Source organism: Paenibacillus prosopidis, from assembly GCF_003337375.1.
In the GTDB taxonomy this organism is placed as follows: Bacteria; Bacillota; Bacilli; order Paenibacillales; family Paenibacillaceae; genus Pristimantibacillus; species Pristimantibacillus prosopidis.
The window spans coordinates 286,503-301,483 of the sequence record NZ_QPJD01000006.1; the positions used below are offsets into that span (position 1 = coordinate 286,503).

Consider the following 14,981-nt stretch of genomic DNA (forward strand, 5'->3'; position numbering starts at 1 on the left):
CCATTTTAAGATATATTAACCAAATAAGGGGAGGATTCACCATGACAAAAGGCTTTAAGGCATCAAAAGCAGGAATTGTATTAACCATCATGATTTTCCTTTTCACCATGCTGCTTTCAGCATGCGGCTCGTCCAGCAAACCGAACGCAGCTGCAACAGGCACCCCGGCGGCAACGGCAACGGAAACGGCAGCTCCATCAGCGGCTGCAAATACGCCAGCTAGCCTGCCTGAAGTTAAGCTAACTTGGTATTTCGTAGGACCCTGGCCACAGCCTGAGCAGGATCAAGTCTTTGCCGAAGTCAATAAAGTCATTAAAGCAAAGATCAATGCTACAGTAGATTTTAAACCGCTTGCGTGGGGTGATTATGACCAGAAGATGAAGGTTGTTATTGCATCCGGCGAACCTTATGATATCGCATTTACTGCAAATTGGATCAACAACTATTCGCAAAATGTAGGGAAAGGTGCTTTCTTGCCGCTTGATGACCTGCTTGCAAAGTACGCTCCGCAATCGTTTGCCAATGTTCCCAAAAGTTTTTGGGACGCGACGAAAGTAAAAGGGAAAATCTACGGTTTCGTTAATCAGCAAATTTCCGCAAGAACGCCGTCCATCGGTATTCCAAAAGATTTGGCCGATCAATATAACTTTGATATCAATACCCTTGCCGGAAAAATCAACGGATTTACTTTTGGTAACCTTGTTGAACCGATCGTTAAAAAAGTCATTAAAGACTATCCGCAGAAATATATTGGCATGTCTATGGACCAAATTGCGGATGCTTTCAATTTTGAACCGATTGTCGGATTCCACACTCCAGGCGTTGTAGCTTATTCAGATGACAGCCTGAAGGTAGTGAATCAGTTTGAAACAGATGAAGTGAAGGCATTTGTCGCGACATTGAGAGACTGGAATGCAAAAGGCTATATGAACTCCAAAGAGCGTATTTCCTCAAAAACTGATGATCCTGGAGCCTGCAAAGCCGGTAAATGTATGATTGGCATGGGTGGAACTTATAAACCGGGCAATGAACAGATTGGTCTTGCGCAAAATGGATATCTAAGTGTGGATGCTCCAGCTAACATTGCGCATTTGACGACAAGCGGCATCACTGCAACGATGATGGCGATCAACCGGAACTCGAAAAACCCGGAAAGAGCTATGATGCTGCTTGAGCTTATGAACACGGATAAAGATCTATATAATTTGTTGAACTTCGGTATCAAAGATAAACACTATAAAATCGATGCCGATGGATTTATGGTTCCCGGCGATGACCAAAAAGAATATAATCCATACGTGCCATGGATGTTTGCTTCCAATTATCTGGCGAACGTAGAGAAAGGCATGCCAAAAACCATTTGGGAAGATACGAAGAAAATTAACGAAAGTGCGATTCCATCCAAATTGCTAGGTTTCACATTTGATGCTGAGCCGGTTAAAGCTGAAATCGGTAAAACCAACGCAGTTTACGATGAGTACCACAGAGCAATTGATTTAGGAGTAGCCTCGGAAGCCAAATACAACGAATTCGTGGCAAAACTTAAAGCTGCGGGCTCCGATAAAATTATTGCCGAAATGCAAAAACAAATCGATGCCTGGAAAATCACCAAATAATCTTTAAACAAGTTGCTTCCCAAAAAGCTTTCCAGTCTGTTTATACAGATTGAAAAGCTTTTTTATTAGCTTACGTTCCTTACATTATAAGAAATATATGGTTTACTTTCGATAAGCTCCATGCGTCATACCTTTATAATGACGGAAAGCGGGGAAACATCGTTTTGGTCGAACCATATCCAACCTCGCATGTACAGAAGCGCTGCCCCCGCTGCACCTGCGCATTTGCGACATATTTGTGTTCTATTATGTCGCTCTGAACGATTCATGAACTTTCTCCTGCCCGTTATAATTAAAACCATAACGAGCAGATCAGGAGAGAAATAAGCAAGCCATGGATCAACTTGTCAAAGCGAAGGTTCAGCAAATCGAAGCAAAGAAGTATGGTATTCTCGATGATACTTCTTACGATGCGTTTCTATCCAAGCTAAAACAGGAAAATGACCAACGGCGATAGAACTGAAAAAAGCTTTGGCTGAAAAGAGTTGGCAGATTACAGATAGCGACTTGCAAAACTATTACGATCAAATCAAGAATACCGTTTTCAGGAGTCCGGCGCCGGTGCGGCTTCAAAAGCTGGGATTATTTTTCTCAGACGGCAAAGGAAATATCGATGAAGGAAAAAAGACAGCCGCATTGTCAAGGCTGGAACAAGTCGTGCGTGAATTGAAAAGCGGCAAAACCTTAAACGAAGAGATCGCGCTATTGAAAAATGAAGCGTCCTTCCGTATCGATGCCGATGAGCAAACATTTGAAGGGACATTTAAACGAGCGGATTACCAAGTTTACGGAACAATTAGACAGACAGCCGATAAGCTTGACAGCGGACAGACGAGCGATATTTTCGAATTTGGCGGCTATATAATCAAGCTCTTGGAGAGAGAAGATCGTGGATTCAAGGATTTCGAATCCGTCAAGAATGATGTGAGGGAGCAGTATCTGGACAGCAAGTACGAGGATACGGTAAGCGAGTGGGCACGACAAGCCGAGGTAACGATTAATCATAACGTGTATGACCGATTGAAAGTGCGTTAAGCATTAAACAATCACTTGCCCATGCAGATCAAAATAAGGGTCGATTCCATAATAAAGTTATCCACATTCCGATTTCATGACGAATAGTCCAAGTTAATGGAGGTTACAAGATGAAGTTCAGAAGAATATTGTTTCAAGGTGATTCGATAACGGATGGAGCCAGAGGACGCAATGATGATCTTAATCATATATTGGGGCATGGTTACGCTTATATCATTGCAGGCAAGCTCGGTTATGAACTGGCAGAAAACCGGCTGCTGTTTCTCAATCGGGGGATCAGCGGGAACCGGGTATCGGATTTGTATGCACGATGGAATGAGGATACATTCAGTCTAAAGCCCGATTTGATCAGTATTTTGATCGGAGTCAATGATGCTTGGCGGATCGTAAACGGCGAGCCCGGAGGTGCGACCGATCGATTCGAGCGTGCTTACCGTCTTCTGTTGGAGGAAACGAGAGAAGTTCTCCCGGCTGTGGGCTTGGTCTTATGCGAGCCGTTCATTCTCCAGGTCGCCCCCATTGCGACAAAATGGGAAGCTTGGCAGGAACGAATGCCTCGGTACCAGGAAGCCGTCCGAAAGCTCGCTGACGAATTTGGCGCGGTCTTCGTACCGCTACAAGCTGTGTTTGACGATGCCTGCAAGAGAGCCGATGCGTCATACTGGATCTGGGATGGGGTGCACCCGACGGCGGCAGGCCACGAACTGATCGCACGGCAGTGGTTAGCCGTCGTACAGGAGAGTCATTTGGCCATCCTTTGACGTTTATGATCCTGTCAACGCCATTGCCCTAGGAGCCATCGCTACTGATTTCAGCGATGGAGCACTTCGCGATAATCCTGAGATAAACAAGCACGTCGCAGGAATCGCTCTTGGTCGCGTCGGTCAACTCGACGACGTCGAAGAGGTGATTACTTCGCTGCTTTGTTTTTTGGATTATTTATCCTGGGTCGCTTATTTAGGGGAGATGCTACTCATATGTAGCCCGGAATGACATTGAACTTTTACATCGGTTCTTGTTCACAATGTCAAAAAATTCGACAATACAGGAGAAGATCTCGAGGATGCACTTAAGGTCGTTGAAAAAAACGAGGAAAGATGTGTCCTTGCATGATCCCATCGGTACAGACAAAGAGGGGAATGAAATTACATTGATCGACATCCTCGGGACGGAAGCGGACGATGTCGTGGATAAGGTACAGCTCAAGATAGAGAAGCGCAAAATCTATCGTAATTTGGAAATACTGGGTGAGCGGGAGAAGGAAGTTGTTGTTGGGCGGTTTGGGCTAGAACTTGGCGGGGAAGAGCGGACGCAGCGGGAGATTGCGAAGGAGCTGGGGATTTCGCGATCGTATGTGTCGCGGATTGAGAAAAGGGCGCTCATGAAGCTGTATCATTATTTGAGGAACAAGTGAGAAAGAAGCAGCATAAGAAGATCAAGTACATCCTTTGATCTAATATCATTCTTAGTATAAGTTTTATAGTTTGGAAATGAATGATGGTGCAACAAAATCGGTTCTTTACAGTTGTTACAGCTCTGCGTGCTCAAGGGACTCTTGTAAAAAGATCAAGTGTTTGAATACGAAGATGAGACCATGAATGGCGAAAAAGTATATGAATCCGTTAACTATCGAGAATGTGGAAAGAGATTTTTGTTGTTAACCGTTTAGTTGAAAATAAATATCCATCCGATATTAGACTAATCATTACATTTGATAATTAAATGTATTGTTCAACTAACGGATACGATAGCAATAAAACAGCGGCAGTCTAGGACTTCTTTTCACGTCCCTGGCAGCCGCTGTTTCTATTACTGGGGTCTAGTCTAATACTTTATTTTCCTTGAACATCGGAACACTATAGTGATACAAGAATCAGAAAGCCGAAAAACGTGATAATTACAAAGCAGCTTCTGTGTAGAAGCTGCTCATAATATAACCCTGACATACAGTTGTCAGGGTTGCCATTGTATGATGAATACATAAGTAAACTACAAAAACCGGAGGTAATTGAAATGACAAATCATAGTTTGAGATTTTACGACTATCATGTATGGGCAAATAAAATAATCTTTAATCGATTAAAGGAGCTACCGCATCACCTATACAAACAAGAAATTCAAAGCGTGTTTTCTTCGGTGTCGAAGGTCATGGCACATATATACAAGGTTGATTGCGGTTGGCTGGACATCCTGATGGGTAAAAGTATGAATGAAGCCATGGAAGCTTCTTTTCAAATCGAGGCGGATGCAGAAGCTAGAAGCCTTGAGGAACTGGAGGCTATGTATCACGATTTGTCCGTGAGATTCAAAGCATGTCTTAACGGGCATGCGGATCTTGAGAAAGGGGTTGTTTTGGATAATCCTTACGCTGGGATTTTGAACACCAGATATTCAGAATTTATTATACAAGTTGTGAATCATGGTACGTACCACCGAGGTAATTTGTCTGCTATGCTTCGTCAACTGGGCCACTCCTCTGTTATGACAGAATATGGACTTTTTATGTACCAGGATGAATCAAACACTAGTATGTCAACAGTTCCTGCCAATTAGGCTAAACACCGTCTTCCGCGGCTACTTATGCAAGAACGGTTACGTTTTTACGCCAAAAGGAGTCTGTACCTTAAAGTGATAGCACAAGTTACAAGCACCAGAGTTTCATTTACATTTGCATAACTCTGAAGAGTAACTAACGGAACACACACTTACAAATATTGAAATCAAACAATGATATATGATGTTATTCCATTACAAAAGGGAGATGTTGGATATGTATAAACACATCGAGGATTTTGCCGCAACTTGGCGGTATGAAACGGCAGCAACGATGCGGACGCTGGAGATGCTCACCGACGAGTCTCTTGGCCAACAGGTAACAAGTGACCATAGAACGCTTGGACGTCTTGCATGGCACCTTGTACAGACGTTGCACGAAATGCCATCGCGGACTGGATTATCTTTCGAAGGACCGGGCGAAGATGTGTCGGTGCCAGCTTCGGCAGCGGAAATTGCGGCGGTCTATAAGCGGACCTCGCAAGCGCTGCTTGATGCTGTACAGTCCAGTTGGAAGGATGAGAATCTGCTCATCATGAGCGACATGTACGGCGATCAATGGCCCAACGGCTTGACGCTGGATATCCTCGTAAAGCATGAGATTCATCATCGCGGTCAAATGACGGTTCTGATGCGTCAGGCCGGCCTTCGTGTGCCGGATCTTTACGGTCCGACGAAAGAGCAGTGGGCCGAGTATGGCGCACCGGCTCCGGTAATATAGAGTAAGACTATATCCCGCTTTGGCCGTTTGGCTGAAGTGGGATTTTTAACGAAGGGGGTACAAGTGAGGGAATTAGGCGGCTTTGGAGCGATAGACGTTAAGAGGCCCACAGACTAACTTGTCTGCAGGCCTCTAAACGTTCTGTTTTACTTGCTGTTTTGGTTTTTTTCATTATTGTTATTATGCTTATTCTTATTATCATTCATTTGTTTGATGAGAGTTGCATCATTATCAATCTTTACTTCTTTTTCAATCTTTATTTCTTTTTCAATCTTTATTTCTTTATCAATCTTTACTTTCTTATTCTTTTCTTCCTTTTCAATCTTTGCTTCCTTCACCGGCTTCGTTTTCTTGTCTACAACCGTTTCTTGTTCTGTCTCGGTTTCGATTGAAGTCGTTGCATCGGTGCCACTGGAAACGACTATATCCGTATCCGTATCCGCACCGGCAGGAGCCACCGCAGGTGCTGCCACCTGATCAGTCGAAGTCTCGGAAGCTTGTTCCACTTGAGTCTTGCTTTCGAGCTTGGCAAGCTTTTTCTCCAAGTGGCCGAAAGACTTTATAATATTTTTCAAGAGCGATTGCTGGGCTTGCGGGTTTTTCACCTTTTCGAGCGCGGCGGTAAGAGCGATAATGTTATGCTGCAGGTCGGATTTAACCTCTACCGCCTGTTCCAGATCCTTCTCCACATTCTCTTCATCCGCCTCAGCCTCTACTAATTCAATTGCAAGCTGCTGGTTTTCAAAAGACTTCTTAAGCACTTCTTCCGACTTTTCCGTGTCCCCCTGAGCATGTAAGGCAGCTGCTTCGGAAAGACGCTCTTGAGCGAATTCAGCGAGTAATTTGGCTTCCTTCACATCATCAGTTGTAATCGATAACTTGATCTTTTCATAGACGACTTTAATAAAATAGAAGAAATCTCCAGGCAAAAGGTTTGGCGTTTTCTCTGTACTTTTCGAAATGGCCACCTCTGTCGATACCTCAGCCGATACCTCCGTTGTCGCCGTAGGAGAAGGTACCGGAGCTGCTTCCTCGGAAGCAAACGCACTGCCTGTCCCAACGCCGAATACAAGCATGCTAATTAAAGCTCCCTTGGCTAAGAAAGTATATCTTTTTGATTCCGTTATTTGTTTTTGATTCATCCCGACTACCACCTTCGTATCATTGTTTTAGCTGCAGCTGCACTCAAACAATACGGGATGGGGATACGTTTTTTGGGGGTAGACGGTAATTCCTTTTTCTGTAAGGGCCCGAATTTGCGATGTATTTAGCCGATATTAATTCAACTTCTTGATAATATAATCCGCTGTACGCATCGACAAAGCAACGGTGGTCAGCGTGGGATTGGCCGTTCCGCTGCTGGGAATGACGCTGTTATCCGCTACATAGAGTCCCGATACGCCATGAACTTCGCCATATGGATCCGTTACCGAGGTATCAGGGTCAATCCCCATCCTGCAGGTCCCTGCATCATGGATGGCCTCTAATAAAGGTCCTATTTCCTCTTCTACTGTTGTGGCTTGCATGGCTGCAAATAGCTGTCTGACGCCTTGCTCCATTTGACGAATGACCGTATGATCTTTTTCGCTATAAGAAAAATGGACCCGGATAACCGGTACCCCGTATTCATCCCGCTCAAACGGATCTAATTCGACCCGGTTTTCAAACCGGGATTCGACCATGCCAAAGGCACCGGCTACCACTCTCAATTTTTCCTGAAGAGGTTTAATGAGATATTGCTGGTATGCATTATATTCCTCCGGAGGGCCGCCGATCATGACTTGGTAGGGACGATTTTCCGTACCCGGGACCAGAATGCCGAGTGCTCCCAAAACCTCCGGAAATTGTTGGCGGTCAAAATATCCCGTTAACCCCCTAAGCGAATGGGTGGTGAGATAATGGCCGATTGCCCGTCCCGGAATCCCGGATGCCAGCAGCAGACGAGGGTTCTCAAACGTGCTTGTCGACAGCACGACGGTTTTAGCCTTAATCTCATACGATTTCTTGTCTGTCGATATCACCCTAACGCCTGATACTTTTTCTTGCCCGGTAAGAATCTGGACGGCGCGGGAATTGACAGCCAGATCGTATGGACGAAGGTTCAAGGCTTCGGCAAACCATGCGATAGAGCTGAAAGCAGGGCTTGAATGAAGCTGTCCGAATACGGTCGGTTCCCGGTCGACCGCTATCGGCATAGGGATTGCCTCAGGAAAAGCATGATCGTGAAGCCGGTTCAGCAAAAGGGTTGTATAATAAGAACCTTCTTGATAGAAGGGAGTTACTTTCATAGCCCTTTCCGCAAGCGAAAAATAAAATTCCAATTCGTTTGCAGGGACTGGCCAGTCTACGGTCTCCGAAAGGGGCATACGGGGTGCAACCAGCTGCCAGGCCAATGTTCTGCCGCCAAACGCGATAAGCTCTCTGAAATAGGTTTGCTGAACCGGTCTGGATACTTTATCGAAGTAAACTCTAAAACGAGGGAGAGTGTAGGTTGGAATGTTATAAAAATGCGTCGGGAGCAGAAGATCTCCCGCTTCCACGATACCGATCTTTTTATCGTTTGCACCCCATTGCTGGCATAATCTCGAGAGAACAGCGCCGCCGCCCGCTCCCGATCCGACAATGAGCACATCGTACTCCGTTTGCTCCATTTTTTCCAGCGGAGTGAGCGGAATCCATTCATTTCGGTAGTCCGTTTGGCGCGGGGAGGATGTCAAAGGTTCCTGGTATCCCGCGGTTACCGGTAATGGAGGCAGCATGACCGGCCATCTGGAAATGATTGCGTCAGGATCCGCTGCATGCGGGTTGAGGGGAATGAGTTCATCCAGCTTGACATTCTGCATGCGAACGATGCTTCTTAAGGTCTCACCGTTATTGCCGATATAGAACCTCATGAACCTCTTCCTTTCTTTGCCCGGCCCAAGTGACCGGTCATTATCGCACGCCGCAACCATAAGATTTATATGAGAAAAACCTGCGTTTATTACCTCCTGAGATACATTAGGCTCAAGAAGAATTGTTCATGGAATTAATGGTATAATGATATGTAATGCAAACAAAGAACAAGAGCATAAATAGAGGTTACAATAGTGGAGTGATCATATGAGCAAGGCTAAAGGCGGGACCGGAAGAGGAACAGACAAGAAGGGCTGGAACCGATGGCAGGCAAGCGCAAAAGCGAAATCGGCCAAAAGGGTTTTCAGCAAAAATAAAGGAGCGGACAGCGCAAAAGGCAATAGCGGCAATATTAACGCGGCTAAAGGCGGAAATCCGGAGAAGTAATTAAAAAGAACAATAGGAATGAATCGACATGATTGACCGCAGCTTCGCAGGAATGTGAGGCTTGCGGTCTTTTATTGTTGGATGATAAACCGGCCTCTGAAGATTTCGACCTCTGAATATTTGGCTATTCCAATCCGCAACCATTTTTTTTAGAATAAGGAGGACTCTTTCAAATGACTTGTACATCATTCTAATTATTAGGAGGTAATATTAATGCCATTAGTAGATATGCCCTTGGAGCATTTGAAGAAGTATGAGGGTGTCAGTCCCCGTCCGGCCGATTTTGACGCGTATTGGGATAGGGCGCTTACAGAGTTGAGAGCTGTTGATCCGCAAATAGAGCTCGTTCCCAGCTCCTTTCAAGTACCGTATGCGGAGTGCTATGATTTGTATTTTACGGGAGTACGAGGCGCACGCATTCATGCGAAATACATAAAACCGAAGAATGTACCGGAGCCGCATCCGGCGGTACTGCAATTCCATGGTTATACCGGACATTCGGGCAATTGGCAGGACAAGCTGGGTTATGCCGCACTCGGATATTCGTTCTTCTCGCTAGACTGCCGCGGACAGGGAGGACTCTCGGAAGATACGGGAGGCGTCAAAGGAAATACGCACCATGGACATATCATTCGGGGGCTAAGTGACCAACCGGACCAGCTGTTGTTTCGTCATATCTTTCTGGACACCGCTCAGCTCGCGGGAATCGCGATGCAAATGCCGGAGGTCGATCCGGACCGGGTCATGGCCATGGGAGGGTCGCAGGGCGGAGCTTTGACAATCGCATGCGCGGCGCTTGAGCCGAGGATCAAGAAGCTGGCTCCCGTTTTTCCTTTTCTGAGCGACTATAAACGGGTGTGGCAAATGGATTTGGCCAAAGATGCTTACGCTGAGCTGCGTACTTACTTCCGTCACTTTGATCCGCAGCACAAGCGGGAAGAGGAGATTTTTACGAAGCTCGGATATATTGATATTCAGTTTCTGGCCGCGCGTATTCGGGGAGAGGTTCTCTTTGGAACAGGATTAATGGATACGATCTGCCCGCCCTCAACGCAGTTCGCTGTATATAATAAAATTACGTCACCGAAGCGTATGGAAATCTATCCGGACTATGGGCATGAGGATCTGCCGTCTTTCGCCGATATGACCATGCAGTTTTTCTTGGAGAAGTAGACGTTCTTTAAGCCGAGCGAGTAACAGGAATCACTCCTGTTTCTCGCTCAGTTTATTAAATCTAGAGCAGGAACCATCATTCATAACCAAATAACTACATAAATATAGAGTACGACGCTCTCTCCATACGCACGGCTGGTTATATCACGAAGTTATTCAGGGGTTATCCCTCAAGGTTATAACCTTGAGGGATAACCCCTGTTATTTATAACTAAATTTATAACGAAATTAGAATCTAATGCAAATCTTGCCGAAATGAGTGCCTTTAGCCAAGTAATGAAGCGCATCGACTGCTTGTTCGAACGGGAAAACGCGGTCAATGGCCGGGCGCAGCGTGTTCTGCCCGATCGCCCGGTTCATCGCCTCGAACATGTCACGGCTGCCGACATTGATCGCTTGCAGCCGTGCCTTCTTCAGGATAGCGGGGACGATGTTGAAGCCTTCCACGCTGGCTCCCGATAAAATGCCGACAATGCTGATTTGCCCGCCCACTCTTAGAGCCGTGAGTGACCGGTTAAGCGTAGCCGCACCGCCAAGATCGACGATAAGATCGGCCCCGCGGCCGTCTGTATGTTCAAGAACGGCCTTATCCCAATCGGGATTGCTACTGTAATTGACGCCAAAATCTGCGCCGAGCGACTTTGCTCTCTCCAGCTTCTCGTTACTGCTCGATGTAACGATGACGTTTGCGCCATGAAGCTTGGCGAATTGGAGTGCGAACAGGGAGACGCCGCCGGTACCTTGCACGACAACCGTGTCGCCGGCTTTGACCCTGCCCTCCTCGACGATGGCATGCCACGCCGTTACACCCGCGCAAGGGAGTGCGGCTGCTTCTTCATCAGTCAGATGCTCAGGTATCCTAACCAAACCTTCCTCGCGTATGACTGCATATTCTGCGAGGAGCCCGTCTAAAGGGTTTCCAAGCGTGCTAACCCAACCCTCCTGCGTCGGTTCGCCGGAAATCCAGCTTTGTGTGAAAATTGCGCTAACGCGGTCCCCGATCTTAAACCTGGATGCTTGCTCACCCAAAGCAACAACTTCTCCGACGCCGTCGGATACCGGGATGAGAGGCAGCTTCAGATTCGGGTTATAGAACCCCTCGATAACACCTAAATCTCGGTAGTTAAGGGAAACCGCCCGCATTTTGATGAGCACGTCTTTAGGCCCAGGAACAGGAACCGGACGTTCGGAAGCGATGACATGATCAAGCCCAAACCCGCCTTGAATTTCATATGTTTTCAATGAACATCTCTCCTTCTAAAGGTTGTAGACATACAATAATACATGAACTAAAATTAAGTAAGTAGGCACTTTGTCGTTCGTTGGGAACCTCAAGGTGCGTGAGGAGGGGTACGTATGACAAATCTAATCGGGTTCAAACAACCCGACATTTCGATATCAGCATGCAGTTATCGCAGGGTGCTCGAGATTATTTCGAATAAGTGGACGGCACTAGTTATTTACGCTTTGGATGAAGGAAGCTTGCGTTATGGAGAAGTGAGAAGGCGAATCGAGGGCATATCGCAAAAGATGCTGACCCAAACGCTGCGGCAGCTGGAGCGGGATGGATTAATCAGACGCGATATTACGCCGTCCGTACCCCCAATGGTCGAATATTCATTGACCCCGCTAGGCGAATCGTTGAGCCAATTGATGAGGCCGCTGAAGCAGTGGACGAACGAAAATTATCCGCTTGTCGAGAAGGCGAGAGAAGAATACGACCAGAGGGAGGAGGAGTGACGTGAAAACTTGATTCATTTTTATCTCAGAAGAAGATGAAGTATACTTATATGAATGCGAAATAAAGTACTTGCAACCGTTTACAACACTCGTTATAATCAAACTACAAAAACGTTTTGGAAAGTAGGGATTTCCAGTCGTCACCATAAAAGAACTTGCTAAAGCAGCTGGAGTATCCATCACCACCGTATCCCGGGCTTTAAACGGCTACTCCGATGTCAATGAGAAGACTAGAAAGCGAATTAAGAAACTTGCGGAAGAATTATCCTATCGACCCAATGCTCAGGCCCAAAGCCTTGTTCTGAAAAAAACGAAAACAATAGGCGTCATCATGTCCGATCTAAAGAGAACAAACGTCAAGGACGCTTTTGCTTTTGAGGTACTTTGCGGCATTAACGACCGAGCGGGCGAACTAAACTACGATATCATTTTATTCAGCACTAACCCGAACAAACAGATGAAGAAAACGTACACCGATCTGTGCCGTGAGCGTAATGTCGACGGGGCAATTCTGCAAGGACTACGCCTAAATGATCCTTATCTAAAAGAAGTGGTCTCGCAATCGCTTTTTCCATGTGTGATGATCGATATACCGTTTTCTGGAGAAAGAGTCGGTCATGTCACGACCGATAATTTAAGCGGAGCAAGAGATGCCGTTCGCCATTTGGAAGGGCTTGGACACCGGCGGATCGCCATGATAAACGGGTATGGGGAAGCAGCCGTAAGTCACGAACGCTTATCCGGTTACAGGCTTGCGCTGCAGGAAGCTGGAATCGCTTATGATCCCGCACTGGTCTATGACGGGCGTTTTTCGGAAGAAGGCGGAAATGAAGCGGCCGGACGCATCTTGACCGAGCATCCAGACGTAACGGCTGTGTTTTGTGCTAGCGATATTATGGCATTAGGAGCCATGCAGTCGCTTAATCTTTTGGGTAAAAAAATACCGGATGATATTTCCGTCGTCGGGTTTGACGACATCTCACTCGCATCCTATTGCTCGCCTAATCTTACAACCGTTAGACAGGATAAGTATGGAATGGGATATCAGGCCGCTCAGATGTTAATCGATATGCTGGAAGGCAGACAGGTACACCACAAAATTATGCTTACCAATGAACTGATTATTCGTGAAAGCACAGCTAGAAACCGCTTTTAGCCGTGCAAGGTCTACAATTTCCCCAAAACGTTTTGGGGAATTTCGAATAATACTTACCAATGAACTAAATCCTAAAGCAAACTAGAACCCCCTTTAGCCGTGAAAAGATATTTTTTTTGCAATTTTTCCAAAACGTTTTGGAGATAATTCGAAGACTTTATAAACTTTGGTTCTTTAACTAATTAACTTCGATTTAAAGCGTTCCTCATTGGAAACTTTAAATATAATCAATCAAAGAAGGGGAGAAAAGCATGAAAAAAGGTAGTAAAGCCTTGTTTTTGCTGTGTCTTTCAATATTACTAACCATCACGGCCTGCAGCGGACAAAACGGAAACTCCACAGTTGACAATACGTCGAATGGCACGGAGGACGCCGCATCTCCGAAAAAAGAAGTGGTTCTTAATATCCCTCATTACAAGAGCGGCCAGAACGTGGGTGCAAAATTTTTTCTGCCTCAAGTTGAACGTTTCAACAACAAGTATGCCGGTCAATATAAAATCGTCATTGAAGAAATTCCACAGGATGATTATGCGGCAAAAATTAAACTGCTTGCGCAGCAAAACGAGCTTCCTGCTTTAATCGAAGGCGGAGACAAGGATTTCCTTCGCGATGTAATCGTAAAGGGAGAAAAGTTCTATGATCTGAAACAGTGGATTGATTCGAAGCCTGAGATGAAGAAGCTAATGGTTGAGGAATCCCTCGTTTATAACACGACGCAAAGCGGTAAAATCGTCTCTCTGCCGATCATCTCTTTCAGCCCGATTGGCCTGTACTACAACAAGGAAATGTTTGAGAAAGCTGGTATTACGAAGCCGATCTCGCAAATGAACTTCGCTGAGTTTGATGAGGCTCTTGAGTCCTTGAAGAAAGCGGGATTCACACCGCTATCCCTGATGTCCGGCGAAAACGCATGGACATCGATGCTTTTGGCATCTTCCTTCCTTGCCAACGAGCCTGGTGGTGCCGAGCTTCTAAAGAGCACGGAATTCTCTTATGATTACACGGATCCAATGTGGATCAACACATTTGCTGAAATAAAAAAATGGTTCGAGAAATATACAACCGACAATGCCATCGGCGCAGGCTATGCTGACGCGGCGAACAACTTCTTAAATGAAAGAACAGCTATCATCGCGAACGGACCTTGGATGGTGCCTGATTTCAGTGATACAACCAAAGCTGCTGAAGGACTGGACAAAAAAGTCGGAGCGTCGATCTATCCTGGCGGTGTGGCGCTTGCAACGGTTAACGAATATACTTGGTGGATTCCGAAGGGACTAAAGGAAGAAGAAACGCAAGCAGCTCTGGCCTTTCTAGAATTCATGAGCATGCCTGAAGAGAAGGAAGCGGAAATGGTGTTGTTAGGTGGAACGTCCCCTAAACTGGAAACCTCCGCAGAATTTGACTCCAAGCTAGATCCGATTCTGCTTGAACTGAACAACACGATTAAGAGCGACCTGAAGCAAACCGTACAATCCCTTGGCATCATCTGGCCGGAACAAATCGCAGGTACGGAATTCGGCAAGTTCCTGCCTCTGCTGGCTAAAGGTACCTTAACGCCTGAACAATTTGCGGAAGAAATGACAAAAAAAGCCCAACAGTTCAAAAAATAAAAGCAACGGTTCTCCCGCCATACGGCGGGAGATCCCAATTTGGTCCATTAAGGACTCCCCAAAGGGCATATGCATTTTGGGGAACTTTTTTT

General features: G+C 46.0%; 14 protein-coding genes and 1 pseudogene. 12 read left to right on the forward strand and 3 right to left on the reverse strand.

All coding sequences use genetic code 11. From position 1 onward, the window contains the following. The first annotated feature begins 41 nt into the window (after positions 1 to 41). The 7 genes and pseudogenes from DFP97_RS11480 to DFP97_RS11510 all read left to right on the forward strand — a co-directional run bounded on the left by DFP97_RS11480 (position 42) and on the right by DFP97_RS11510 (position 5,925). The gene (locus DFP97_RS11480) at positions 42 to 1,616 is read left to right on the forward strand and encodes an ABC transporter substrate-binding protein (protein WP_181873474.1); all 1,575 of its coding nucleotides are present in this window, start codon (positions 42 to 44) and stop codon (positions 1,614 to 1,616) included. Between the two features lie 334 nt (positions 1,617 to 1,950). Beyond that, a complete protein-coding gene (locus tag DFP97_RS31900; protein WP_281270961.1) occupies positions 1,951 to 2,073 on the forward strand; it encodes a hypothetical protein in 123 nt (40 codons plus the stop codon). A gap of 104 nt (positions 2,074 to 2,177) precedes the next feature. Continuing rightward, the gene (locus DFP97_RS11485; protein ID WP_147275048.1) at positions 2,178 to 2,651 is read left to right on the forward strand and encodes a peptidylprolyl isomerase; all 474 of its coding nucleotides are present in this window, start codon (positions 2,178 to 2,180) and stop codon (positions 2,649 to 2,651) included. A 110-nt stretch (positions 2,652 to 2,761) separates the two neighbouring features. Further along, positions 2,762 to 3,412 (forward strand): SGNH/GDSL hydrolase family protein, encoded by a 651-nt coding sequence (locus DFP97_RS11490; protein ID WP_114380117.1) that lies wholly within the window; start codon positions 2,762 to 2,764, stop codon positions 3,410 to 3,412. 302 nt (positions 3,413 to 3,714) lie between these two features. Then, positions 3,715 to 4,065 (forward strand): annotated as a pseudogene (locus DFP97_RS11500) (sigma-70 family RNA polymerase sigma factor); the annotation flags it as partial. A 599-nt stretch (positions 4,066 to 4,664) separates the two neighbouring features. Continuing rightward, positions 4,665 to 5,204 carry a DinB family protein gene (locus tag DFP97_RS11505; protein ID WP_114380118.1) on the forward strand — a complete coding sequence of 180 codons (540 nt, stop codon included), beginning with the start codon at positions 4,665 to 4,667 and terminating at the stop codon, positions 5,202 to 5,204. Positions 5,205 to 5,421: 217 nt separating this feature from the next. Further along, positions 5,422 to 5,925, forward strand: coding sequence for a DinB family protein (locus DFP97_RS11510; protein WP_114380119.1), 504 nt, complete (start codon positions 5,422 to 5,424; stop codon positions 5,923 to 5,925). A gap of 146 nt (positions 5,926 to 6,071) precedes the next feature. Here the strand turns inward: DFP97_RS11510 and DFP97_RS11515 are convergent, their stop codons facing one another. Together DFP97_RS11515 and DFP97_RS11520 are read right to left on the reverse strand one after the other, a co-directional pair. Further along, positions 6,072 to 7,067: a DUF5667 domain-containing protein gene (locus tag DFP97_RS11515; protein ID WP_114380120.1), complete on the reverse strand. Its 996-nt coding sequence runs from the start codon at positions 7,065 to 7,067 to the stop codon at positions 6,072 to 6,074. A 135-nt stretch (positions 7,068 to 7,202) separates the two neighbouring features. Continuing rightward, positions 7,203 to 8,819: a GMC oxidoreductase gene (locus DFP97_RS11520; protein WP_245976122.1), complete on the reverse strand. Its 1,617-nt coding sequence runs from the start codon at positions 8,817 to 8,819 to the stop codon at positions 7,203 to 7,205. Positions 8,820 to 9,027: 208 nt separating this feature from the next. Between DFP97_RS11520 and DFP97_RS11525 the strand changes: the two genes are divergently transcribed. After that, on the forward strand, positions 9,028 to 9,207 hold the full coding sequence (locus tag DFP97_RS11525; RefSeq protein WP_114380121.1) for a DUF3934 domain-containing protein: 180 nt from the start codon (positions 9,028 to 9,030) through the stop codon (positions 9,205 to 9,207). A gap of 213 nt (positions 9,208 to 9,420) precedes the next feature. Beyond that, positions 9,421 to 10,380 (forward strand): acetylxylan esterase, encoded by a 960-nt coding sequence (locus DFP97_RS11530; RefSeq protein ID WP_114380122.1) that lies wholly within the window; start codon positions 9,421 to 9,423, stop codon positions 10,378 to 10,380. Positions 10,381 to 10,608: 228 nt separating this feature from the next. On the opposite strand, the gene DFP97_RS11535 is transcribed toward DFP97_RS11530, so the two are convergent. Further along, a complete protein-coding gene (locus tag DFP97_RS11535) occupies positions 10,609 to 11,622 on the reverse strand; it encodes a zinc-dependent alcohol dehydrogenase family protein (protein ID WP_114380123.1) in 1,014 nt (337 codons plus the stop codon). Between the two features lie 114 nt (positions 11,623 to 11,736). On the opposite strand from DFP97_RS11535, the gene DFP97_RS11540 reads away from it, so the two are divergent. From DFP97_RS11540 to DFP97_RS11550, 3 genes are all read left to right on the forward strand, one after another. Continuing rightward, positions 11,737 to 12,120, forward strand: coding sequence for a winged helix-turn-helix transcriptional regulator (locus DFP97_RS11540; protein WP_114380124.1), 384 nt, complete (start codon positions 11,737 to 11,739; stop codon positions 12,118 to 12,120). A gap of 145 nt (positions 12,121 to 12,265) precedes the next feature. After that, positions 12,266 to 13,276 carry a LacI family DNA-binding transcriptional regulator gene (locus tag DFP97_RS11545; RefSeq protein ID WP_114380125.1) on the forward strand — a complete coding sequence of 337 codons (1,011 nt, stop codon included), beginning with the start codon at positions 12,266 to 12,268 and terminating at the stop codon, positions 13,274 to 13,276. Positions 13,277 to 13,527: 251 nt separating this feature from the next. Further along, positions 13,528 to 14,889: an ABC transporter substrate-binding protein gene (locus tag DFP97_RS11550; protein WP_114380126.1), complete on the forward strand. Its 1,362-nt coding sequence runs from the start codon at positions 13,528 to 13,530 to the stop codon at positions 14,887 to 14,889. Positions 14,890 to 14,981 lie beyond the last annotated feature (92 nt).

Coding starts and splice junctions, on each gene's coding strand:
- DFP97_RS11490 (WP_114380117.1), top strand. CDS start 2,762: ATGAAGTTCAGAAGAATATTGTTTCAAGGTGATTCGATAACGGATGGA.
- DFP97_RS11540 (WP_114380124.1), top strand. CDS start 11,737: ATGACAAATCTAATCGGGTTCAAACAACCCGACATTTCGATATCAGCA.
- DFP97_RS31900 (WP_281270961.1), top strand. CDS start 1,951: ATGGATCAACTTGTCAAAGCGAAGGTTCAGCAAATCGAAGCAAAGAAG.
- DFP97_RS11520 (WP_245976122.1), bottom strand. CDS start 8,819: ATGAGGTTCTATATCGGCAATAACGGTGAGACCTTAAGAAGCATCGTT.
- DFP97_RS11525 (WP_114380121.1), top strand. CDS start 9,028: ATGAGCAAGGCTAAAGGCGGGACCGGAAGAGGAACAGACAAGAAGGGC.
- DFP97_RS11480 (WP_181873474.1), top strand. CDS start 42: ATGACAAAAGGCTTTAAGGCATCAAAAGCAGGAATTGTATTAACCATC.
- DFP97_RS11550 (WP_114380126.1), top strand. CDS start 13,528: ATGAAAAAAGGTAGTAAAGCCTTGTTTTTGCTGTGTCTTTCAATATTA.
- DFP97_RS11510 (WP_114380119.1), top strand. CDS start 5,422: ATGTATAAACACATCGAGGATTTTGCCGCAACTTGGCGGTATGAAACG.
- DFP97_RS11530 (WP_114380122.1), top strand. CDS start 9,421: ATGCCATTAGTAGATATGCCCTTGGAGCATTTGAAGAAGTATGAGGGT.
- DFP97_RS11505 (WP_114380118.1), top strand. CDS start 4,665: ATGACAAATCATAGTTTGAGATTTTACGACTATCATGTATGGGCAAAT.
- DFP97_RS11515 (WP_114380120.1), bottom strand. CDS start 7,067: ATGAATCAAAAACAAATAACGGAATCAAAAAGATATACTTTCTTAGCC.